Genomic DNA, 22,521 nt, shown 5'->3' with positions numbered 1-22,521 from the left:
CTCATTCCACCTTGTTATTTATATGCTCATACTGATTTTCGATATTCGGCTCATACCTATTATAACGCTTTTTAAATAAAGTATAAAAATGGGAAACAATTACCTTAATAATTGCATACCCAGGAATTCCTAATACTACACCTGGTACACCAAATAATGCTCCCGAAGTAATTAATACAAAAATTATCGTAATAGGATGAATATGAAGTGATTTCCCCATAATTTGAGGAGAAATAAATTTTCCTTCGACTAACTGGACAATCGTCCACACGATTGCAAGTTTCACTAACATAAATGGCGATGATACAAGAGCTATAATTGCTGCTGGTGTTATTGCGATAACAGGTCCTAAATAAGGTACAACACTTGTAACCATCGCAATTACTCCTAAAAGCAATGCATAAGGCATCCCAATAATAGTAAAACCGATAAATATCATGAATCCTATACACATAGAAACTAATATTTGTCCTTGAATGTAAGAACTAATCTGATTATCAATATTTCGGAAGACGATAAGAAAATCATCACGCATACGAGGCGGGAAAATTTTAATAACAAACTTCGGTAGTTTTTCTCCATCTTTTAATAAATAAAAGAGAATAAACGGTACCATAATAATCGATAAAACAAAACTTGTTACAGCTCCAACGATAGAAGTAATACCACTTGCAACACTAGCTATCGTATTCTGAAAAAAGTTCCCAATTTGCGCAGGGACACTCTGTAACATAGTCATCACATCTTTTTCGATTTGTACATAATAATCTGCTACAAATGATGTTCTTAGAAAATGATCCAACGAATTCAGTAATTGGATAAGGTAGTCGGGTAATTCTTCGACTAATTTAGTAGACTGCGCCTTTAAAAATGGAACGACTAAAAAAACAAGTAAAGTGATCAGTCCTATCAATGCCAAGAAAATGACCAATATGCCCCATACACGTCGGATTCTTATTTTCTCCATTAGTCGTAATATCGGTCTTAATAAATAATATGCGATGACCGCTAAAATAATAGGTAAAACAACATTGCCTAAAAATACAGTTAACGGCACAAAGATAAACGATATTTTTTCGTATATGATGATAATAAGCCCGATTAATAAAAGCAATATTAGGGTAAAGAACGTATTACGTCCTCCTAAAAATTTTATGTATCTTGTAGAAAAAAAAGAAGGTTTTTCAGGCTCCACTTATATCAAACATCCTTTCTTATATACCTTTATTTTACGAACGATTAAAAAAATTGGCAATGTTAATGCATTATTATTTTTCTAAGAAATCATTAATCGCTGTTTTATTTTTTTCTGTATCAATTTCAATAACCGAGCCGGCATGTTTGTAATTTTTAAAAGTGTATGTGCCTTCTACAGGTACAGTTAACTTCTCCATTTCGAGCTTCCCACTAACTGCAGCATCTATTATACGCTTGGCTTTATCTGCCCGTGAATAATCAGTTTCAATATATCCTTCAGCAGCTCCTAAAAATTTTGGTACATTTGATAAGTTTCCTACTGACAGCAACTCATTTTTCAATGCTTCCATCACAATTTGTTGTCTTTCTACCCTACCAAAATCCCCTTGGGCATCTGCACGAAATCTAGCATAACCAAGTAGTTCTTTACCAGAAAGATGTTGTTTTCCTTTTGTTAAGGAAACACCTATTTTTTCAGACATATCTTTTTCAACATTAATCGGAATTCCTTCAGGAGCAATAATATCTACTAAGGATTCAAAGCTACTAAAATCGATTAATGCATAATGATGAATCGGAAGATCAAACATATTTTGAATTGTATTTTTTAATAATTGTACACTATCTAGATAATAAGCAGTGTTTAGCTTGTACGATTGATAACCTGGTATATCTGCATAAATATCTCTCATAAAAGAGATTATTTTAACGTCATTTTCTTTTTTGTCCCAGGATACAAGCATCATAGTATCCGAACGAGCCTTTGTTTGACCCCTTGAGTCGACTCCTAGTACTAATATATTCTCACGTTCTCCCTCTTTTAAAGGATCTCCTTTAAAATCTATCGTTAAATCGACCTCTTTGTTTGCTAATTTATATCCACTGGAATACTGGGAAACCGTATATATTCCACTAACTAATACAATGAGTACAAGAACTAATGTTAGTACTCGTCCAATTCGCAGACGCTTTTTTCGCGTTCGTCTCATTGGTTGTTGTTCTTCGTCCATCTTCCATCTCTCCTATCTATCTATAATAATAACGTATTTTTGTTCCGTTAGTTTCGGAATTTTGTACATTTTATAAACTCATGGTAAAATACATTTTACTATAATGGGGGGAATGACAATGATAGAAAAAGCAACATTTGCAGGTGGCTGTTTTTGGTGCATGGTAAAGCCATTTGATACATGGGACGGCATACATAAAGTGACTTCCGGCTATATGGGAGGACATCTAGAAAATCCAACATATGAGGATGTAAAAAAAGGTACATCAGGTCATCTAGAAGTAGTCGAAATTCAATATGATCCTTCTATTTTTTCATATAACGAGTTGCTTCAAATTTTTTGGCAACAAATTGACCCGACTGATGCAGGCGGTCAATTCCAAGATCGAGGAGAAAGCTATCGTACAGCTATATTCGTACATACAGAGGAACAACTCCAGCTAGCACAATTATCCAAGGAACAATTAGCTTCAAGTGGAAAGTTCTCTAAACCTATTGTTACCGAAATCCTTCAATCGAAAACGTTCTATGAAGCGGAAGATTACCACCAAGATTTCTATAAAAAAAGTCCAGATCATTATAAGGAAGACCGGGCACAGTCTGGCCGAGACGAATTTATCGATAAGCATTGGAAATAAGCTAGGTATACGTTTTCAAATTTCTTAAAAGTATTAGGAACTTAGGGAGCGTTGTGAAACATAATTTATTTATGTATTCAACATACCAAGTTTCGCTTGTTTCATGCTATAATAAGGGCATTGTGAATTTTAGGAGGTACTACCATGATTGCAGTAAGTAACGTAAGTCTTCGTTTTGGTGATCGTAAATTATTTGAAGACGTAAATATAAAATTTACACCGGGTAACTGTTATGGTTTAATCGGTGCAAATGGGGCAGGTAAATCTACATTTATCAAAATCCTATCGGGAGAAATTGAGGCCCAAGAAGGTAATGTTATTATGAACCCAGATGAGCGTCTGGCAATTCTAAAACAAAATCACTTCGAATACGAAGAATACACAGTTTTAGAAACGGTTATTATGGGACATAAACGCTTGTACGAAGTTATGAATGAAAAAAATGCCATCTATATGAAAGAAGATTTTTCAGATGAAGATGGTATGCGTGCGGCAGAACTTGAAGGTGAATTTGCAGACTTAAATGGTTGGGAAGCAGAGTCAGAGGCTGCCATCCTGCTACAAGGTCTTGGAATACCTGATAGTATGCATCAAAAGAAAATGTCTGAATTAACGGGTTCAGAAAAAGTAAAAGTGTTATTATCACAAGCTCTTTTTGGAAAACCAGATGTTCTTTTACTAGATGAGCCTACCAACCATCTAGATATTAAAGCAATACAATGGTTGGAAGATTTTCTAATCAACTTTGAGAACACTGTTATTGTCGTTTCCCATGACCGCCACTTCCTAAACAAAGTGTGTACACATATTGCGGATTTAGACTTTAGCAAAATCCAAGTATATGTTGGGAACTATGACTTCTGGTATGAATCTAGTCAACTTGCATTGAAGTTAGCATCAGACCAAAACAGTAAAAAAGAAGAAAAGATTAAAGAACTTCAAGCCTTTATCGCACGATTTAGTGCAAATGCTTCCAAGTCAAAACAAGCGACTTCACGTAAAAAAATGTTGGACAAAATTGAGTTAGATGACATTAAACCATCTTCTCGTAAATATCCTTATGTTAATTTCGCAATGAAACGTGAAATTGGGAATGATGTTCTACAAGTACAAGATCTTGGATATACATTCGAAGGTGAAAAACTATTCTCTAAAATGAACTTCACATTAAACAAAGAGGACAAAATAATCCTGCTTGGCGATGAATTAGCAAAATCTGCTCTACTTCGTGTATTAGCGGAAGAAGAAGAACCGCAAGAAGGTTCCATCCGTTGGGGTGTTACTACTACGCGTGCTTACTTCCCTCTAGATAATGCAAAATATTTCGAAGGTAGCGAGCCGTCTCTAGTGGATTGGCTACGTCAATATTCACCTGATGATGAAAGTGAAACATTCCTACGTGGATTCTTAGGCCGTATGTTATTCTCCGGAGAAGAAGTGAAGAAAAAGCCTTCTGTTTTATCTGGTGGGGAAAAAGTTCGTTGCATGCTTTCTAAAATGATGCTGTCCGAGTCAAACGTTCTTTTACTAGATGAGCCTACGAACCATCTAGATTTAGAGTCAATCCAAGCATTGAATAATGGACTTACTGCTTTTAAAGGTGCCATGATTTTTACTTCGCATGACCACCAATTCATCCAAACAATTGCAAATCGTGTAATTGAAATCAGAGAAGATGGCTCCATTTTGGATAAACAACTATCGTATGATGAGTTCTTAGAGTGGAAAGAAGCTCAAAAAATATCTTAATAAAAAAGCGTGAGGCTTGTCCTCACGCTTTTTTATTTGTTTTGATAAAGCGACCTAGAAGTGATCTAGCTGGTAATTTTCCAATTATGGAATCGCTCGTTTCTGCTATTTTCTTTAATGCATTTAGTAATTTTTCGTCTCCCGACCAATGCTCTTCAATAATTTCCGATGAAAATTTATTTAATAGCATATTTACTACGAACGTAGCAACTATAATATCATCGATAAATCCACCAGGACCAACCAATCCCTCTGGTAAGGCATCAATAGGTGATATAAAATATAAAATACTGCTTCCTATAATTGTCTTACTCTTCGTATCAATTCTGTTATCTAATAATGCTTTTATTAATAAATGAAACAAATCAGGCGCAAACAATAAATATGGTGTGAATTTGCTCTCTTTACCTGTTTTGGATTGTACATAATTCGTTATCTTTGATCTTAACTTCACATAAAAGTCTTGCTGCTCCTCATAAGGAGGTAATTCTTTCTTTAGTTCCATATTCAATACAATCTCTCCCCTCTTATAGACACTATACCAAAAATTCGACAAATTGAAACATTATACATTCAATGGCCGTCTAATTCATAACAAAAAAGGAGGAAAACCCAATGAAAAAATATTTATTCGTTTTCATTCCTACTTTATTTCTAATTGCTTGTGGAACAGACTTAAATAAAGAGCAAGGTTCATCTACTGATAGTACGTCTGAAACCGACGTACCATCTAAAATACCTTTAACCGAATTGTTTCTACCAGACAAATCCATTGCTACGTTTAAAGGTGATGGAAATGAATATGCTTCTTTTACGTTAACAACAAAGTATTTGTACGATGTTTATGTCGCCACTTACGAAGATAATGGTGGAACGATAGTCCAAAAAATATATTATATTTCAGATGACAAAATTAGTTTGCTTGCCAATAATGCAGAAGCATATGATGTAGGGTTACCATCACTATCAGAGCTTCAATCCATGCAAGAAATTGATGTATATATGGTTAGCCCACTGAGTGTAGGCACGCAATTCAATGGATGGAAAATCACCTCAACAACCGAGACGGTGGAAACGGATCTTCAAACATTTGAAGATGTCATCACAATAGAAAAAGTTGATGAACAAGGTTCCAAAACTAGAAAGTATTTTGCCAAAAATTACGGTGAAATTAAGCGTGAATATATTATGCCAGAAGGCGACGAACCATTCATTGTTACTTCTACAATTGAAAGTATAAAGTAAAAAAGAAGCCTCTCCTACTTGGAGGGCTTCTTTTTGCCTATTATAGTTTTGTTACATTTGCAGCTTGTGGTCCACGGTTACCTTCTACAACTTCAAATTCAACTTTTTGTCCTTCTTCAAGAGACTTGAAGCCCTCACCTTGGATTGCAGAGAAATGTACGAATACATCATTTTCTCCTTCTACTTCGATAAATCCAAATCCTTTTTCAGCATTAAACCATTTTACAGTACCTTGTTTCATGTTATTACCTCCAAAAAATTAATCAATATGCGAAAAACAAAAATTCACATATTCCATGAAGTACCGACATCACATCGATCACTACATAGGATATGTGAATTACAAATACGGTTTCTCACTTTAAATTGTTAATTAAAGTATACCAGTTGGATAAATATAGTCAACAAGTTTTTTTATTATTCTAAATCGTTTACGTTAAAGCATTCCAAATAACTCCGTGATAGATTTGCAAATCATCATCACAAGATTCACAAAAACATTGTTCTTTCACAGACCAAAACGCCCAATACCTTCCCTCTTTTACTCTTTCTTGAGGAAATTTAACCCGAAATTCTTCTAATGTCTTATTTAAATAAGACAATGCCTCTTCTTCCTGATCAAATATAACTTTTTCTACAATATGTTGCTCCCAGCCTTCAAATGCCCACCAAGGTTCATAATCTGCTTTCATATAAATAATTTCAAACATTTTCATCGCCTCTAACATTTATTGTTAACTCATATTGTACTGCTATCAGCAAAAATGTCTACTTAAATGACTTTTTCAATTTTTATCATGTATATTTCGAAAGTACTAAAAAGCGACTCACGAAGCGAAATTTGAATAGGTTAATGAATTGAAAATGTAAGCAATATCAGTTAAGTTATAGATAATACATTTTAGCCACTGAAAAAGGGGTAGATGAGTTGAAACAGCGAGCGCATATTCATATGTACGGTGATGTAGATGGAGTCGGTTTTCGTTTTCTAGTTAAACAAAAGGCACAATCACTTAGATTAAAAGGATATTGCATGCAAAATGAGAAGAATGATATTGTTATCGAAATAGAAGGCGATACAAAATCATTAGATGAATTTATTGAATATATACAAAAAGGGGTATCGCCCTTATCAAAAGATAATGCTTTTGAAATTGAGATCTTCAATAACCTGAAAGGATATACAACAATGGAATCCGACATTATTTAACTTTGAAGAAAATGAAACCTTCTTCCCTTTCATTCGTATAATATAGTGTAGTAAAAAGGGGGCAACCATTCATGACTGAAGTAGTCCATTCTATTATTCGACATCTTATCAATATACCTATTATGATTATTTCCTGGTTCGTTTTCTTTTTCTCTGTTGAAACTAGTTTCTTCACTAGCTCAGTATTTTCTATTCTGCTATATATCGTTTCGAATTTTGCAATTAAGAAATTACAGCAAAGAAGCATTATGAAAAAATACAATCTAACCATATCTGAGTATTTTCATATTCAGAAACAATTAAAAGAAGCAAAAGCTAAAATTCGAACACTTAATAGCCATTATTTAAAAGTAAGGTCTTTCAGTTCCTTTAAACAATTATTTGACATGAATAGGCTGGCAAAACGGATTATTTCCTTAGTTAAAGAGAATCCTCGTAAATTTTACCAGGCAGAGAATTTTTTCTATGCACATTTAGATTCTGCGGTAGAACTCACGTCAAAATATACGTTATTGGTATCACAGCCGATGAAAAATAATGATTTAAAAATTGCATTGGCAGATACTCGTGATACGTTAGAATCGATGAATTCAATTATGGAAGATGATCTTAAAAGTGTACTAGCTTCCGATATTGAACATCTCAAAATGGAACTAGATTTCGCCAAACTATCTGTACGTAAAAGCGAACAAGGGGCTTTATATTTAGAAGGAGAATCAGAAAATGAGCGAAAAACGAGTAAATATAAGTGATGAATTATTAATGGATGAGTTATTAGCAAGTCCATTTGAACTGAATACAGAGAAACCTCAAACAATAGAGAATTCGGCAAGTGAACCATCACCGGCAAAATTAATCGATCGTTTATCCGAAGTGGAACAACATAAAGCTAGACAACTTGCGGATCAAATTCCTGCTGGTAACTATGAGGCCATTTTAACTTATGGAGCAAATGCCCAAACAGAGTTATCCAGATTCTCTCACCAAATGTTAGATCATGTACAAAAAAAAGACATTGGTCCGATTGGTGATATTTTAGGGGACTTAATGAATAAGCTTTCAGATCTCAATCCCGAAGAGCTTTCTAAACAAAAAAAATCAGGAATCAAAAAGTTATTTAATCGAGTAAATCGTTCCGTTCAAGAAATGATGACAAGATATCAAAAGTTAAGTACGCAAGTTGATCGCATAGGAATACAATTGGAACACTCTAAACGTGGCCTTGTAGAAGATGTACAAATGTTGGATAAACTATATGAGCAAAACAAAACCTATTTTCAAGCACTAAATGTTTATATTGCAGCTGCAGAAGTAAAAAAAGAAGAAATTCTAAATGTTACAATACCAGAATTACGACGTAAAGCGGAAGCTTCGAATGATCAAATGGCCTACCAAGAAGTAAATGATATGGCACAGTTTGTGGATCGTTTAGAAAAACGAATGTATGATTTACAATTGTCTCGCCAAATCACTATTCAAAGTGCACCGCAAATTCGGATGATTCAACAAACCAACCAAACACTTGCAGAAAAAATACAATCATCCATCATGACGTCCATCCCTCTGTGGAAGAACCAAATTGCAATCGCTTTAACTTTAAATCGTCAGCAAAAAGCAGTGGAAGCACAAAAACAAGTGACGAAAACAACAAACGATTTGCTTTTGAAAAACTCAGAGATGTTGAAGGTGAATAGTATTGAAACTGCAAAAGAAAATGAACGTGGTATTGTTGAAATTGATACCTTGAAAAAAACCCAAGAAAATCTGCTTCAAACGATCGAAGAAACAATGCGCATTCAAGCAGATGGACGTGTAAAACGTAAGGCTGCAGAAATTGAGATTGGTCGTATGGAAGAAGAATTAAAACAACGACTTCTATTAATAGCAGATCAATCGAAAAACCGTCCCTCTTAAAAAGAAGGACGGTTTTTTATGTGCTTTTTACTACATGATGGAGCATTTTACGAAGAAGCCGCAAAGTTTCATCAGAAAATTTTTCTAATGACGATGCAACGGCAGTTTTCTTGCCAAATATTAAACGAAACAAATCTAATTGTTCTTCAGTTGCTTCCATATCATTTAAAAATAAATGCAATATGGAGATATCCTTACGTTCTAGCTCTACAACTGCTTCTGCAGTGTCCATAATGCCATTTTGGGCATAACCAAATGCGGATGGTTCTCCGTCAGAAAAAATCAGTAGAAACTTATGTGCTTCTTTGCGCTTTTCTAATCTTTTTCCCATCCACCTTACAGCGAATCCATCCCGGTTATCCTCATGGGCTTCAATAGAAAGTATGTTCATTCCATTATCTTTTTCTCCGTCTTCTAACTTATGAATCCATTCGAATGTATTTGGCTGAGAGGTTTCTGAAGCTTCAAATGCATCCTCGTAATATAACACAATCTCATGATCAATCTTTAAGCGTCTTAACACGTCATGAAACAATAAGACTGCTTTTTTTGTCTCATCTAACTTATCTTGCATAGATGCAGATCCATCTACAAGCAGACCGAATACCGCATTTAACTGAGCGCTCGGTGCATTCTTTTTATAAAATGGTTTTGGTCGTTCTTCTGTCCAAAGTGTTGTTAGGTCGGAAGAAAGTCTTCCTTTCGACAAATTCACCCGTTTGTCTACTTTCTTTTGTTCCATTCGTTTTTTAATTTCTTCCACAAATGCTTTTACAAAAGGTGCTTGCTCCTGGCGATATGATTGAAGTTGAATTTTATTTTGATGGTTAGAGACCCCATCCAATCGCTTTTCTTCATACATTACATGTAAATGCTCTTTACCAAACATTTTTCCCGCTTTTTTCATACCAGTAAATTTTTCATTATTATATTCTGTTAGCAAATTCTCTTGGCTATTCCCTATCGATTGACCTTGACCAATTTCAGTAATTTCATGGCCTTCTCTTCCTTCTTCAGAAGCGATATTCTGTTCAGCTTTCCCATCCCTTCCATGTTCTAGTTCATATTGCAAATGCAGTCCATCTTCCTGCTCATTTTCTCGGTGCCAAGAGCGAAAAACTTCTTCAATCGTTTCCTTCTTCCCCTCTTCACCGACAACTGATTCTTTTACCCCTTTATGGTAAGGATTATCCTTCAATGATAAATTAGAGGCTGAAAGAATCGCGTAATATTCATGAAGAGCGTCTTCATTTACATGCTCCTGTAGAAAATAATAAAGCTGATAGACGACATTGATAGAATCCTTTGTATCGCTGCTATCATAAGCTTTTTGAATAATACTGTTTGCCAATTGGAAGATTTCCGGTCCTTTTACATTCATGGTACCCTCGTAAAGGCAAATATACAAATAACTTATAAAGGCATCCGCCAAAAATCCTTTTTGACTATTTACTGTTAGCTGCTGTTTATGAAAAGTTAAATAGGTTTGAACTCTTGTATTAAAAATCTTAATTGTCCCTACCCTTTTTTTCTGAATCGCTTCTATTATACGAAATTCCTCTAAACAAAATAAAAGCTGATCTAATAACTTTATATGTTTTTCCGGTTTTTCTTTTAAATAATCTACCCATTCATCGACATTAAATAGCTTCCAGAATCCCTCTGTTAGCAAATAGATATCAGATAATCTACCCGCATGCATAATTGCTTCATCTCGATGTCTCCAAAATACACTAATTGAGATTGTTTGCTCAGCAAGTTGAAATTCAATCAGCTTTCTTTCGTTCACGCGAACCATCGTATTTTTTATCAATGCTCTTGCTACATTTTCATAATGCATTAATTGGCGTGCGTCAATTGTCTCGTTATTAAATTGAATAAACCGATTAACAGAGGCCATGTCTATCCCTCACTTAATCCAAGAAGAGGCTAACTCCAAAACAAGTTCTCTCTCTTGCTCATCCTCTAATTTTTCTGCAATTGCATAGTTTATCGCTCTCAATGGTTCTATGTAATGCCCTAGTTCCGTTGCGTCCAGTAAACTTCGAATGGACGCTGCCTCTTCTGAAAGCAATCCTTGTTTTACTTGTCCCATTAAATCTTCTGCTAAATGTAACATCATTTCTATTAGCTGTTTAGATGCTTTTGGGAACATTTCGTTCCAAAGATTTTCAAGCAGCTGACCAGAAATATATGGAACCGAATAAGAAACGAATCGATTTTTTAATGCTTCATTCATCGGTGTCGTTCCAATATACCCCTCATTTATAGCTGCAATGACAGAGAAATCAGGGTGGGCATGGATCACCTCGCCAGTAAAAGGGTTTGTAAGCATCCTTCTATAATCGAGAACACTATGCAATATTGGTAAAGTCTCCGCTTTTGCCATATTAATCTCATCAATGTATAAAATATGACCTTTTTTCATCGCTTCAATTACTGGTCCTTCCACGAATTCAATCATATTAACCCCGTCTTTTATAACAATTGTTTTAAAACCTAATAATGCCTCCGCATCCAGATCAACGGAGCAGTTTATACTTTGTACTGGTTGTGTAAAATAATGAGATACAGTTTCTGCTAGCTTAGTTTTCCCTGCACCTGTTGGCCCTTTTAGCAATACAGGTTTTTTTAAAGAAATAGCGACCAATATGTCTTCGAATAAATGAGCATTCGGAGATAAGTATCCGCCAGATCCTATTAATTGACTGTCTTCTTCATTATGAATTCTACTATTTCGTTTTTGTTGTTCTTTGTTTATTAAGTCATTCATTTTCTAATCTCCTTATGAAAAAAATCCGATGAATATTCATCGGATTTTTATTGAAAATATTCTTTGTAGAAGCCGCCAATTTTTCCAGTGTTGTCGACAACAAATAGAAACTCTTCTGTTTCATTTTTCACTTCATATGATTTCCCTACGGTTAGTACATTACTCACGAGGAATTTCTTTGCGTCCGTTTGAACACATGTAACTGTTTTAAGTGTTGGCTTAGTAGCCCAATTTGTATGTATCATATATACACTTCCTTTTCTTTTAGTATACGATTGATAAGCGCAGATTTCAATAATAGAAGATAAAAATGCAGGCCCTTTTGAATGGGGCCTGCATTTTTATTTATTATGAATTTAGCATTAGATCTTCTGGATTTTCTAGAAGCTCTTTTACCATTTTCAAGAATCCAACTGAATCTTTACCATCAATTACTCGGTGATCATAAGATAATGCCACATACATCATTGGACGAATTTGAATTTCATCTCCAACAGCAATCGGACGTTTTTGGATTGTATGCATTCCAAGAATACCGACTTGTGTACCATTTAAGATTGGTGTTGATAGTAGTGAACCGAATACCCCACCGTTTGTGATTGTAAATGAACCACCAGACATATCAGAAAGAGCTAATTTGTTATCACGAGCTTTTTTGGCAAGTTCTCCAATATTTCCTTCGATTTCAGCAAAGTTTTTACGATCTGCATCACGAACGATTGGCACAACTAGGCCACCTTCTGTTGAAACAGCGATACCAATATCGTAGAAATTATTTTTCACAATATCTGTACCATCGATTTGTGAATTTACATATGGATATTTTTTAAGAGCTGCTACTACAGCTTTTGTAAAGAATGACATAAATCCTAAACGTACATCGTTTTGCTCAAAGAATTGATCTTTTTTACGAGAACGTAATGCCATAACATTTGTCATATCAATTTCATTGAAAGTAGTCAGCATAGCTGTGTTTTGTTTCACTTCTAGAAGGCGGGAAGCGATTGTTTGACGGCGACGTGACATCTTCTCGCGTGTAGTACGACCATCGTCTTCTTTTGGTGCAGTTGCTGCTGGAACGGGAGCCGCTTTAGCAGGTGTTGGTGCTGAACCATGAGCAGCGACATCTTGTACACGAACGCGTCCCATTGGATCTACAGGCGAAATTTCACTTAAATTAATACCTTTTTCACGAGCTAGTTTTCTAGCAGCAGGACTTGCAATTGTACGATCTTGCTCTGAAGTAGATTCCTCTGCAATCGGTGCAGCTTTAGGAGCTTCTGGAGCTTTTTCCTCAACTGGTGTTGTTGGCACTGAGGTAGTCGCAGCACCTGATCCAGCTCCAACAATAGCAATGACTTGACCAACTTGAACAGTGTCGCCTTCTGCTGCAAGTAATTCACTTACAACTCCAGCTTCTTCTGAGATTACTTCTACGTTTACTTTATCTGTTTCAAGTTCAACGATGAACTCACCTTTTTCTACTGTATCACCTGGTTGTTTTAACCATTGTGCAATGGTACCTTCTGTAATCGATTCTGCTAATTCGGGAACAATAATTTCTGCCACTTGAATTTCCTCCTCTTATCTATCCTAGCTTACAAGTCTTAACAAAAACACCTTTGCTGGATTGCATCCAATTTTTGAATTTTATAATATCCACAGAATGAGGCGAACTTAGGTTGTTTACCTCATTCCTTGTAAAAATTGGTGACATCCGCTTCTGGCTTCGAAATAATTTCGCCGGTTAATTTATACCATTCGAATTATTTTAACGCTTCTTCAATAATACGGGCCTGCTCTAATTTATAAGTGTCCCCGTCACCTTCAGCTGGACTTGAACGATGCACACGACCAACATAAGTAATTTCTTTGTCATTCGCCAATTCTAATAAGTATGGAAGTGCAAAGTTCCAAGAGCCCATGTTTTCTGGTTCTTCTTGTGCCCAAGCAAGTTGTTTCACGTTTGGATAACGATCTACAATTGCTTGAATTTTTTCCGATGGGAAAGGATACAACTGTTCAATACGTACAATGTGTAGGTGATCGTAACCTGCTCCATCTTTTACTTTATCCGCCAAATCAATGGCAAGTTTACCACTTGCAAAGACGATTTTCTCCACTTTCTTAGCTTTAAGACCAAGACCTGGTTGTTCAACTACAGTTTCAAATTTACCTGAAGCAAGTTCTGAAACATCCGCTCCAACCAATGGATGACGTAATAATGATTTAGGAGATACGATTATTAATGGGCGAATCGCGTCTTCTTTTAACATTTTAGCCTGTCTGCGTAAAATATGGAAATAGTTTGCCGCACTTGAAAGATTGGCTACTGTCCAGTTATTTTCCGCCGCTAATTGTAAATAACGTTCTAAACGCGCACTAGAATGTTCTGCTCCTTGTCCTTCAGCAGCATGTGGCAATAGCATAACAAGACCAGACTTCAAGCCCCATTTAGATCGTGCAGCACTTATGAAATTATCGAACATAACTTGAGCCATATTTGCAAAATCACCATATTGCGCTTCCCATATGGATAGAGAGTTACTATCTTCTAGATTATAACCAAATTCATATCCTAAGATTGCTGCCTCTGTTAGCGGACTATTATGCACTACAAACGATGCCTTCGCATCACTAATAGAATGGATTGGAGTTAACTCCATACCTGTTTTTTCATCATGCAATACTAAATGTCTATGAGAAAATGTTCCACGTTGTGCATCTTGTCCAGTTAATCGAATAGAATTTCCTTCTTGAAGTATTGTTGCAAAAGCAAGAGTTTCTGCATGACCCCAGTCGACTTTCCCTTTACCATTAAAAGGTTCTTCACGTCGTCTTAAAATTTTCTCAAGCTTTTTAAACGGAGTAAACTCGGAAGGCCAAGTAAGAAGCTCTTCATTAATCTTCGCAAGCTTACTTTCTTCCACCCCTGTTTGAATTTCAGGCATACCGTTTAGTACTGCCTCAGGAATAACAATGTCATGTGCAGTTGTTTGTGGAAGTTCTTTCACACGATCATAAGATTCTTGCATACCCGTGAAAATTTCAGCATCTAATGTTTTTACATCTGTTGATTCAATCAGTTTTTCATCTACTAGCTGCTGTCCATAAAGTTCACGAACTGTTGGATGTTTATGAATAGTATGGTACATGGTTGGATTCGTTACTAAAGGCTCATCCATTTCGTTATGACCATAGCGACGGTATCCTAATAGGTCAATGACAATATCTTTACCAAATTTTTGACGATATTCATGTGCAATCTTAGCAACACCTAATACTGCTTCGGGATCATCTGCATTTACATGGATCACTGGAACTTCATAGCCTTTTGCAGGATCTGAAGAATAGTGTGTCGAACGTGAATCGTAATGTTCTGTAGTAAATCCAATCATATTATTTGCAATAATATGAATCGAACCACCTGTTTGGAATCCACGCACTCTGCTATAGTTTAAAACTTCTGTAACTACACCTTGACCAGGAAATGCTGCATCCCCATGTATTAAAATGGCAAACGCTGCATTTTTATCTTGTACCGGGTAACCAGCTACATCAGTTGTTTCTTGAGCAGCACGAGTTTGCCCAGTCACAATAGGGCTAACAACTTCTAAATGGGAAGGGTTATATGCTAATTTTAAAGTTAAACCAGATTTTGAATGGAAAGAGGCACCTTTATGGTACTTCACATCTCCATACCAGCCTTCAGACATTTCAAGTGAGCCATCCTTTGGTAAAAATGATTCGCTTGGAACATGTGCAAACTCTGCAAACATCATTTCATATGGTTTTTGCAAAACATGTGTTAATACATTTAATCTGCCTCGGTGAGCCATTCCGATATTAACTTGTTTTGTATGTGTTTTTTCAGATTGACGTACTAATTCATCCATTAACACAACTAAAGTATCTAATCCTTCTATAGAAAAACGTTTCGCTCCTACAAATGTACGATGAATGAATTTCTCGAAACCTTCAATCTGAGTTAAACGTTTAAGTAATTCTTTTTTGTGATCTGCCGATAAGTTTTCTACAAAGGCACCTTTTTCAATTTTTTCTTGGAACCATGAACGTTCTTCCGAATTAACAATATGTGCAATTTCAAAAGCAACTTTATTTGTATAAACTGCTTTTAGCTGTTCAATTGCCTGCAAGCCATTCGTAATACTACTAGGTGCATCCGTTATTAAAAAGGAAACCGGTACTTCTCGCAAATCTTGGTCCGTTAAACCATATGTTTTAGGATCAATTTTAGCATTTTCTTTCGGTCCATCCTTCAGTGGATATATATCCGCTGTTAAATGACCATGTGTTCGAATAGCATCCGCTAGTTGAATAGCACGAATAACCTTTTCAAAATTATTCGACTCTACATGAGCAGTAGTGGCATTTGTACTAGATTGTGCTGATGATGCAATTGTTGGTGCACCATACTGCTGAAACAAACTAACTAATTCACTGTCCACTTCGTCCGGAGCTTGCAAAAACAAATCATACTGCTCCATAACGTAACCAAGGTTAGGACCCGAAAAAGCTGACCAAGGTGATTGATTGTTCGACATTTAAGAAAACCTCCAACATTTTGTGCCTTCTAGGCATTGATGAAAAAAATCATTAATAATATAAAATAGAATAAATGCGAATGTAAACATTGTATGGTATACAAAAATTGTACTCATTTATAGTTTACCACTCTTTCAAAAAGACTGAAAGTATCCTCTGAAAGAACAATTTTTCCATATCCATCTTACTACTATAGAAAAAAAAAACAATGCTTTTTAACAAAATAAAGTAGATTTTTAAAAGTTTTTTTCTCGCACAATAATGAATGATTATTCACTTCTGAATTTAGGGAAAGTAATATCAAATTTTGTCCCAATTTTCTCTTCACTTTCTACATGAATTACTCCCTCATATTCCGATACCAACCTTTTTACAATACTTAGACCTAGACCCGATCCACCTTTTGTTTTGGTTCTTGCCTTATCCACTATGAAGAAACGATTAAAAATCTTAGGAAGCAATTCATTTGGAATACCTACTCCATTATCGGAAAGCGATAAGATGGTTTGTCTGGCACTATTTGACACCTCAACTATAATTTGAGGCTGACGTTCATTGTATTTAATCGCATTATCTATTAGGTTACCCATTATTTGTTCTAATACGGTAGATGGGATAGCGATCATGTCATTGTCGTTTCCTTTAAATTGTATATCTACTTCAGGTGATAAAATACGATATTTTTGTTGCAAATCAAATACTATTTTAGAGACTCGTGCTTGAAGCTCCTCATTAGAATGTTCTCTTTTAGCAAGTTTTAGCATTTCTTCTATTAATAATTTCATCTTCTGCACTTCAGTAAGGGCAATGTGTAACGAGTCATCCAGTACTTTTGGATCTTCTTTGCCCCAACGATTTAACAACGACAAATGCCCTTCTACAACTTGTACCGGTGTACGTAGTTCATGAGACACATTATAAATAAATTCATCTTGTCTTGTAATTGTTTCGGATACTTCATTCATAAGCTGTTTATAGATCTTTAATAGTTCACCAATCTCATCATTTGTTGCATATTGAAAGTTCACTTGGTTTAAAAACTTCGTACGTTTTGCTTCCTGCATTTCATTGCGGAGTTCTTTTAAAGGTTTCAGTAAGATCGATGACAATGAATAACCGATCAAAGCCGAAAGTATAAGTGCAACCATTGTAAAAATAGTCATGGCAATTAATATATAGCGCATTAATTGAGAAAAACTTTCTAAGCTATGTGAAATTTGTACATAGCCTTTGAATAAGCCAAAATCAATCTCCGCAACTTTATGAAGGAGAGGCTGATTATTAAGTTTCTCCCTTTCAAAATCATTTGTTAAAGTAGGAGAAAAAGCTGGAAATGGGCTTACATCATTTATACGAAGCACTTCTATTCCATCTGCATTTAAAATACGAACTGATTGTTCTTGATTAACAAGTTGATTGAGCAGTGTTTTATTTCTCTGAATATCTTGTATCGATATAATAGGTCCTTTTGATTCGAAAAAATTCGCTACTTCATTCAATGTATTTTGTGCAATCTTTTCTTCCGAGATAAGCAACCAATTATAAAGAGAAAAATATAAAATGACACACATCATAAGAAAACTTAAGAAAATTGATATGGCTGAAGCGTATGTCCATTTTCTTTGCAACGTCCAATTTTTCATGTGCGCATCACATATCCAACTCCTCGAACTGTCCCTATCATAGCCGCAATTTCTTCCGGCAACTTTTTCCTTAAGTGGCGGACATATACGTCGACCACATTAGTTTCAACCTCTGCCTCATAGCCCCAAACTTTTTCTAAGATGGTATCTCGCGTCAGAACGATATTATTATTTTCTATAAAATAGATCAGCATATCATATTCTGTTTTGGTTAAAAATAGTTCCTCTCCATGAAAGAATACTTGATGTGCTTTTTTGTCGATTGTTAAATTATTTATTGTAAGCTCTTCTGTTGACTGGGGAAGTTCTACTCTTCTTAAGATTGCTCGAATTCTCGCTAAAAGCTCCTCTATTGCAAATGGCTTCACCACATAGTCATCTGCACCCGCTTCGAGACCCGAAACTCTGTCGATGATCGCATCCCTTGCAGTTATCAAAATAATAGGCGTTGATTTCTTTTTTCGAACCCTTCGACATATTTCCAATCCATTTAAATTTGGAAGCATGACATCTATCAACATCAAATCATAGGAATTAGTTAATGCAAGTTCTGCGCCTTCTCTACCATCATGGGAAACAGTGACTAGAAAATTTTCATGCTTCAATTCTAACTCTACAAATTTCGCAATATTTATCTCATCTTCTATTAGTAATATATGACGATCCACATCAGCACTTCCTTCAAAAAATACCGTTCATGTTAGTTATGAACGGCACAAGTATAAATATAATTGTTTTTTCCAAGTTTCTTTGGATCATATAATGTTCGATCCGTCCTATCAAGTAATTCATCTACAGATTGGCCGTCATAAGGATAAAGTGCGATGCCAATCGTGCACGAAGTGTTATCTTCTTTACGCATATAAAACACATATTCATCTGCTAAATCATATAATAATTGGAATTGGTTATGCGTAATAACTGATTGAGGCATCTTCTTAAACAAGCCCCTATCTCATTCTATACTTATATCTTTTTATCATATGTATTTCAAGTTCAACATACAAGTATTTAGACTGTTCCATGCAATTTATTTCTTTACAAACATTTAATAAATTTGACAAGATTTTAGACTATGCAAAAAGGAAAAAACGAAGTATATTATTAATGCAAATAATTTTATAAGGCAAAGTTCACTTTGCCGAGGGAAGGCAAATGGTGCGCCACCAGTTTTGAGCTGGTCCTAGTAGGTTCGATTCCTACCCCGAAATTTTTTATGCAATTCGAAATGAAAAATTTCAGGGACCTAGGATGAGTATGCTCATTTCATGGTTCTTTAGGGGGCGCTTTTTTTGATAAAAAAACGAGATTTGCACGAATGTACTTCTCTTTACGAACTTATGTCCGATCCAACTGTATTGCCGTTTGTACGGCATAAAGCATATTCAGTGGATGAATATTGGTTTTCAACGAAGCAATTAATGGAAGAAGAAGAACTGGGAACAGTCATTTCTCGCACTATTGTAAGTGACTTTGGTCAACCAATTGGCACAATCAATCTTTTCGATGTGGAAAATGGAGCTGGATTTCTAGGCACATGGATTGGCACTCAATTTCAAGGACTTGGATACAATAAAAAAGCTAAGGAACAATTTTTAAAAGAATTGTTTTTTGAGTTAAACATCCACACTGTTTTTTTACGTATTCGAAAAAACAATGTAAAAAGTATCCGAGCTACAGAAAAGCTCCGTTATGCTCTTAAAGCAAATGATTCTCATCCTTCTATCTATGAGGAGATTAACAAACAACAAGACATATATGATTTATACTATATTCCGAAAGATTTGTTCCACTTAGTCATGTTGCAACAAAATAATGAAGAAGAACAAGCAATGTAAAAAAACAGGACAAAAAGACGCCGGGTTCTTTAAAAAACAACAAAGACATACCATAGATTTCCGCTCCGGGTGGACGCTTTTTCGTGAACACGGTCAACCTTTACAAAAATTGATAATTGAAATCAGGATCAGCTAAACAAGCAAGGATTACTTGAAAACGTCCAGATGAAAGTAACGCTTCTTATCTTTTTAAACATAAACTCCCGCCAAATGGTTTATTTGACGGGAGTCTCTTATTTTTTATACGTAAGTAGCAGCTCTGTGAATTGCTCAGGTGTTTTTGAAGAAGAAGCAGAAAATTGTTTATCAATTATTCCTTCTTTATATTTTACCAAATCGGAAAGTGTCTCCATAAAACTAGTAGGCGTCAAATTTTCCTCCTCAATGACGAGCCCATATCCTCTTTTTTCGAAGAAGTTGGCATTCAATACTTGGTCTCCCCTACTTGCATGAATCGATAAAGGGATTAATAACATTGGTTTTTTCAATTCTAGAAACTCAAATATGGAATTGGAACCTGCACGACTGATGACATAGTTAGTTATTTTTAATAAGTGCGGTAACTCATCTGTCACATACTCAAAGGCCTTATAATTAGGTCTGCCTACTAATGTTTTATCTAAATTCCCTTTCCCACATAAATGAATGATTTGAAATCTACTCGTTAAGGCATCAATATTATCTTTTATTACTTCATTTATTTTCGCGGAACCTTGGCTCCCTCCCATAACGATAATTGTCTCTTTTTCCGCTTGAAAACCAGTTAGCTTTTCTGCAGTCTGTTCATTTCCATGAAACAAGTCAGGACGAATGATAGCACCGATAGAGGAAGCTTTTTCTTTTGGTATATAGGTCAATGTTTCATCAAACACAGTAAAAATATGTTCTGCGAATGACGAAGCTATCTTGTTCGCAAGCCCAGGAGTTATATCCGACTCATGAATAACTACTGGAATATTCGCAAGTTTTGCAGCGATCGCTACCGGAACAGAGACAAATCCGCCTTTTGAAAAAACGAGAGCTGGCTTTACTTTTCTAAGCACACTCAATGCCTGTAATGTACCGTATAATACCTTGAATGGGTCTGAGAAATTTTTGATGGAAAAATATCTTCTCAATTTACCATTAGAAATTGAATGGTAAGGTAAAGTTGGAAAATTCTCTTGTATGATTGTTCTTTCAATACCATCATGCGAGCCTATATAATGGATCTTATATCCTTTTTTTATTAACTCGGGTATAATTGCTTCGTTTAATGAAACATGCCCTGCGGTTCCCCCGCCTGTTAATACAATTGTGTTATTATTCATTCATAATCTCCTAACTATTTTAAAAACTAAAAGGATGTCTGCCAAAATGCATGAAACTAAATCACTACCGGAAAAAAGCAAGTATATGATTAAAATTGTAGTGCCTATTTTAATCACACAAGTTGCACTTTATTTAATGACCTTTTTTGATATATTGATGACAAGTAAATATAGTATTGATCATCTAGCAGGTGTCTCTATTGGATCGTCCATTTGGGTTCCTATATATACTGGTCTTACTGGTATATTAATAGGAATTACGCCCATTGTAGCACAATTAGTCGGCGCAAAAAAGAAGGAAGATGTACGTACCTTTGTACAGCAGGGTTTTTACATAGCAATTTTACTAGCGTTACTCGTTTTTATCGGTATTTTTGTTTTTATCGATCCGGTATTAAATTTAATACCCCTTGAGGATAGTGTACGCCTAGTTGCGAAGAAATATTTGTATGTAATGAGTATTGGCCTTATTCCACTATTTTTGTATAGTGTGCTTCGTTCCTTAATCGATGCCCTTGGACGAACGAGAGTTTCCATGGTTATTACTTTATTATCAGCACCGATTAATATCGCTTTAAATTATATATTTATTTATGGAAAGTTTGGATTCCCAGCACTTGGAGGAGTAGGAGCGGGTCTTGGTTCTGCCATAACATATTGGGTTATACTTATCATCGCCGTCGGTATCGTCTATAAAAATAAATCATTCGCTGATTTAGCGATATTTAACTTTTGGAAAAAACCATCGTTTTCAAAAATGGGTAGTTTAACAAAAATCGGTGTGCCTATAGGCTTATCTATCTTTGCTGAAACAACTATTTTCTCGGCAGTAACCATTCTAATGAGCGTATACTCCACACAAGTCATTTCTGCCCATCAAATCGCGATGAATTTTACTTCCTTACTTTATATGGTACCGCTTAGTATTGCGATGGGAGCAACTATACTTGTAGGTCATGAAGTAGGCGCAAAACGTTACAAAGATGCAAGAACGTATAGTTGGTTAAGTGTAGGTACTGCTGTATTTTTCAGTTTTATATCAGCATCTATCCTATTACTTTTCCGTCATTCGATTGCTTCCCTATATACAGATGATTCGCATGTAATCACCTTAACAGTCCAATTTTTCTTCTTTGCCGCGTTATTCCAATTGTCGGATGCGATTCAAGCTCCAGTACAAGGTGCATTACGGGGATACAAAGATGTTACGATTACGTTTATCATGGCTATCATTTCCTATTGGATCATCGGATTGCCGACCGGCTACTTGCTGGCGACCTATACTTCTTTCGAGCGTTTTGGCTACTGGATTGGATTGATTGTCGGCCTTACACTAGGGGCCGTTACGCTCGGCATACGTTTGATATATATACAAAACAAGTGGAAAAAAGTCGATACTACGAAGGTAATGGAATAACAATTGTAAGAT

Annotated in this window: 22 protein-coding genes; 8 read left to right on the top strand and 14 right to left on the bottom strand. The window is 35.5% G+C overall.

From position 1 onward, the window contains the following. Nucleotide 1 precedes the first annotated feature (1 nt). Nucleotides 2-1,195 (bottom strand): AI-2E family transporter, encoded by a 1,194-nt coding sequence (locus FS486_RS02755; RefSeq protein ID WP_144509737.1) that lies wholly within the window; start codon nt 1,193-1,195, stop codon nt 2-4. A gap of 73 nt (nt 1,196-1,268) precedes the next feature. After that, complete coding sequence (locus FS486_RS02750) at nt 1,269-2,207, bottom strand: LCP family protein (RefSeq protein ID WP_144509736.1); 939 nt, start codon at nt 2,205-2,207, stop codon at nt 1,269-1,271. Between the two features lie 118 nt (nt 2,208-2,325). Here FS486_RS02750 and msrA point away from each other — a divergent pair, with 118 nt between their 5' ends. Then, nucleotides 2,326-2,844 carry a peptide-methionine (S)-S-oxide reductase MsrA gene (gene msrA, locus FS486_RS02745; protein WP_144509735.1) on the top strand — a complete coding sequence of 173 codons (519 nt, stop codon included), beginning with the start codon at nt 2,326-2,328 and terminating at the stop codon, nt 2,842-2,844. Between the two features lie 144 nt (nt 2,845-2,988). Next, the gene (locus FS486_RS02740) at nt 2,989-4,593 is read left to right on the top strand and encodes an ABC-F family ATP-binding cassette domain-containing protein (protein WP_144509734.1); all 1,605 of its coding nucleotides are present in this window, start codon (nt 2,989-2,991) and stop codon (nt 4,591-4,593) included. A gap of 22 nt (nt 4,594-4,615) precedes the next feature. Here FS486_RS02740 and FS486_RS02735 read toward each other — a convergent pair whose 3' ends face one another. Further along, entirely contained in the window at nt 4,616-5,098 is a 483-nt protein-coding gene (locus tag FS486_RS02735; protein WP_144510206.1) for a YkvA family protein, read from the bottom strand. Between the two features lie 110 nt (nt 5,099-5,208). On the opposite strand from FS486_RS02735, the gene FS486_RS02730 reads away from it, so the two are divergent. Beyond that, nucleotides 5,209-5,838, top strand: coding sequence for a hypothetical protein (locus FS486_RS02730; protein WP_144509733.1), 630 nt, complete (start codon nt 5,209-5,211; stop codon nt 5,836-5,838). 40 nt (nt 5,839-5,878) lie between these two features. On the opposite strand, the gene FS486_RS02725 is transcribed toward FS486_RS02730, so the two are convergent. Then, nucleotides 5,879-6,079 (bottom strand): cold-shock protein, encoded by a 201-nt coding sequence (locus FS486_RS02725; RefSeq protein WP_090561394.1) that lies wholly within the window; start codon nt 6,077-6,079, stop codon nt 5,879-5,881. Between the two features lie 190 nt (nt 6,080-6,269). Beyond that, the gene (locus tag FS486_RS02720; protein WP_144509732.1) at nt 6,270-6,548 is read right to left on the bottom strand and encodes a DUF1033 family protein; all 279 of its coding nucleotides are present in this window, start codon (nt 6,546-6,548) and stop codon (nt 6,270-6,272) included. A 218-nt stretch (nt 6,549-6,766) separates the two neighbouring features. Between FS486_RS02720 and FS486_RS02715 the strand changes: the two genes are divergently transcribed. The 3 genes from FS486_RS02715 (at nt 6,767) to FS486_RS02705 (ending at nt 8,962) form a co-directional block, all read left to right on the top strand. After that, nucleotides 6,767-7,048 carry an acylphosphatase gene (locus tag FS486_RS02715; RefSeq protein ID WP_144509731.1) on the top strand — a complete coding sequence of 94 codons (282 nt, stop codon included), beginning with the start codon at nt 6,767-6,769 and terminating at the stop codon, nt 7,046-7,048. A 71-nt stretch (nt 7,049-7,119) separates the two neighbouring features. Continuing rightward, complete coding sequence (locus FS486_RS02710; RefSeq protein ID WP_144509730.1) at nt 7,120-7,800, top strand: 5-bromo-4-chloroindolyl phosphate hydrolysis family protein; 681 nt, start codon at nt 7,120-7,122, stop codon at nt 7,798-7,800. Next, on the top strand, nt 7,772-8,962 hold the full coding sequence (locus FS486_RS02705) for a toxic anion resistance protein (RefSeq protein ID WP_144509729.1): 1,191 nt from the start codon (nt 7,772-7,774) through the stop codon (nt 8,960-8,962). Before FS486_RS02710 ends, FS486_RS02705 begins: the two co-directional genes overlap by 29 nt. A 16-nt stretch (nt 8,963-8,978) precedes the next feature. Here FS486_RS02705 and FS486_RS02700 read toward each other — a convergent pair whose 3' ends face one another. The 8 genes from FS486_RS02700 to FS486_RS02665 all read right to left on the bottom strand — a co-directional run bounded on the left by FS486_RS02700 (nt 8,979) and on the right by FS486_RS02665 (nt 18,890). Further along, complete coding sequence (locus FS486_RS02700; RefSeq protein WP_144509728.1) at nt 8,979-10,862, bottom strand: vWA domain-containing protein; 1,884 nt, start codon at nt 10,860-10,862, stop codon at nt 8,979-8,981. Between the two features lie 9 nt (nt 10,863-10,871). Beyond that, nucleotides 10,872-11,735, bottom strand: a complete 864-nt coding sequence (locus FS486_RS02695) for an ATP-binding protein (protein ID WP_144509727.1) — start codon at nt 11,733-11,735, stop codon at nt 10,872-10,874. A 47-nt stretch (nt 11,736-11,782) separates the two neighbouring features. Continuing rightward, a complete protein-coding gene (locus FS486_RS02690; RefSeq protein ID WP_144509726.1) occupies nt 11,783-11,980 on the bottom strand; it encodes a DUF6501 family protein in 198 nt (65 codons plus the stop codon). 103 nt (nt 11,981-12,083) lie between these two features. Next, complete coding sequence (gene odhB / locus FS486_RS02685; RefSeq protein WP_144509725.1) at nt 12,084-13,304, bottom strand: 2-oxoglutarate dehydrogenase complex dihydrolipoyllysine-residue succinyltransferase; 1,221 nt, start codon at nt 13,302-13,304, stop codon at nt 12,084-12,086. A 197-nt stretch (nt 13,305-13,501) separates the two neighbouring features. Continuing rightward, nucleotides 13,502-16,300 (bottom strand): 2-oxoglutarate dehydrogenase E1 component, encoded by a 2,799-nt coding sequence (locus tag FS486_RS02680; protein ID WP_144509724.1) that lies wholly within the window; start codon nt 16,298-16,300, stop codon nt 13,502-13,504. 270 nt (nt 16,301-16,570) lie between these two features. After that, nucleotides 16,571-17,944, bottom strand: coding sequence for a sensor histidine kinase (locus FS486_RS02675; protein ID WP_144509723.1), 1,374 nt, complete (start codon nt 17,942-17,944; stop codon nt 16,571-16,573). Further along, nucleotides 17,941-18,612, bottom strand: coding sequence for a response regulator transcription factor (locus tag FS486_RS02670; protein ID WP_144509722.1), 672 nt, complete (start codon nt 18,610-18,612; stop codon nt 17,941-17,943). Before FS486_RS02670 ends, FS486_RS02675 begins: the two co-directional genes overlap by 4 nt. Before the next feature lie 32 nt (nt 18,613-18,644). Beyond that, nucleotides 18,645-18,890, bottom strand: a complete 246-nt coding sequence (locus FS486_RS02665) for a diguanylate cyclase domain-containing protein (protein ID WP_144509721.1) — start codon at nt 18,888-18,890, stop codon at nt 18,645-18,647. Between the two features lie 346 nt (nt 18,891-19,236). Here FS486_RS02665 and FS486_RS02660 point away from each other — a divergent pair, with 346 nt between their 5' ends. Then, complete coding sequence (locus FS486_RS02660) at nt 19,237-19,782, top strand: GNAT family N-acetyltransferase (protein ID WP_144509720.1); 546 nt, start codon at nt 19,237-19,239, stop codon at nt 19,780-19,782. 233 nt (nt 19,783-20,015) lie between these two features. On the opposite strand, the gene FS486_RS02655 is transcribed toward FS486_RS02660, so the two are convergent. Continuing rightward, nucleotides 20,016-21,092: an undecaprenyldiphospho-muramoylpentapeptide beta-N-acetylglucosaminyltransferase gene (locus FS486_RS02655; protein ID WP_144509719.1), complete on the bottom strand. Its 1,077-nt coding sequence runs from the start codon at nt 21,090-21,092 to the stop codon at nt 20,016-20,018. A gap of 46 nt (nt 21,093-21,138) precedes the next feature. Here FS486_RS02655 and FS486_RS02650 point away from each other — a divergent pair, with 46 nt between their 5' ends. Then, nucleotides 21,139-22,509, top strand: a complete 1,371-nt coding sequence (locus FS486_RS02650; protein WP_144509718.1) for an MATE family efflux transporter — start codon at nt 21,139-21,141, stop codon at nt 22,507-22,509. Nucleotides 22,510-22,521: the final 12 nt, after the last annotated feature.

Origin of the sequence: Bacillus sp. FJAT-22090 (genome assembly GCF_007676755.1) — a bacterium.
Lineage (GTDB): Bacteria > Bacillota > Bacilli > Bacillales_A > Planococcaceae > Psychrobacillus.
This window is presented reverse-complemented; position numbering and strand designations above follow the sequence as displayed.

What these genes read in the sequence shown, in the direction of transcription:
- FS486_RS02690 (WP_144509726.1), bottom strand. Translation starts at nt 11,980, where the DNA reads ATGATACATACAAATTGGGCTACTAAGCCAACACTTAAAACAGTTACA.
- FS486_RS02720 (WP_144509732.1), bottom strand. Translation starts at nt 6,548, where the DNA reads ATGTTTGAAATTATTTATATGAAAGCAGATTATGAACCTTGGTGGGCA.
- FS486_RS02710 (WP_144509730.1), top strand. Translation starts at nt 7,120, where the DNA reads ATGACTGAAGTAGTCCATTCTATTATTCGACATCTTATCAATATACCT.
- FS486_RS02700 (WP_144509728.1), bottom strand. Translation starts at nt 10,862, where the DNA reads ATGGCCTCTGTTAATCGGTTTATTCAATTTAATAACGAGACAATTGAC.
- FS486_RS02675 (WP_144509723.1), bottom strand. Translation starts at nt 17,944, where the DNA reads ATGAAAAATTGGACGTTGCAAAGAAAATGGACATACGCTTCAGCCATA.
- msrA (WP_144509735.1), top strand. Translation starts at nt 2,326, where the DNA reads ATGATAGAAAAAGCAACATTTGCAGGTGGCTGTTTTTGGTGCATGGTA.
- FS486_RS02735 (WP_144510206.1), bottom strand. Translation starts at nt 5,098, where the DNA reads ATGGAACTAAAGAAAGAATTACCTCCTTATGAGGAGCAGCAAGACTTT.
- FS486_RS02705 (WP_144509729.1), top strand. Translation starts at nt 7,772, where the DNA reads ATGAGCGAAAAACGAGTAAATATAAGTGATGAATTATTAATGGATGAG.
- FS486_RS02695 (WP_144509727.1), bottom strand. Translation starts at nt 11,735, where the DNA reads ATGAATGACTTAATAAACAAAGAACAACAAAAACGAAATAGTAGAATT.
- FS486_RS02680 (WP_144509724.1), bottom strand. Translation starts at nt 16,300, where the DNA reads ATGTCGAACAATCAATCACCTTGGTCAGCTTTTTCGGGTCCTAACCTT.
- FS486_RS02740 (WP_144509734.1), top strand. Translation starts at nt 2,989, where the DNA reads ATGATTGCAGTAAGTAACGTAAGTCTTCGTTTTGGTGATCGTAAATTA.
- FS486_RS02650 (WP_144509718.1), top strand. Translation starts at nt 21,139, where the DNA reads ATGCATGAAACTAAATCACTACCGGAAAAAAGCAAGTATATGATTAAA.
- FS486_RS02750 (WP_144509736.1), bottom strand. Translation starts at nt 2,207, where the DNA reads ATGGACGAAGAACAACAACCAATGAGACGAACGCGAAAAAAGCGTCTG.
- FS486_RS02730 (WP_144509733.1), top strand. Translation starts at nt 5,209, where the DNA reads ATGAAAAAATATTTATTCGTTTTCATTCCTACTTTATTTCTAATTGCT.
- FS486_RS02655 (WP_144509719.1), bottom strand. Translation starts at nt 21,092, where the DNA reads ATGAATAATAACACAATTGTATTAACAGGCGGGGGAACCGCAGGGCAT.
- FS486_RS02725 (WP_090561394.1), bottom strand. Translation starts at nt 6,079, where the DNA reads ATGAAACAAGGTACTGTAAAATGGTTTAATGCTGAAAAAGGATTTGGA.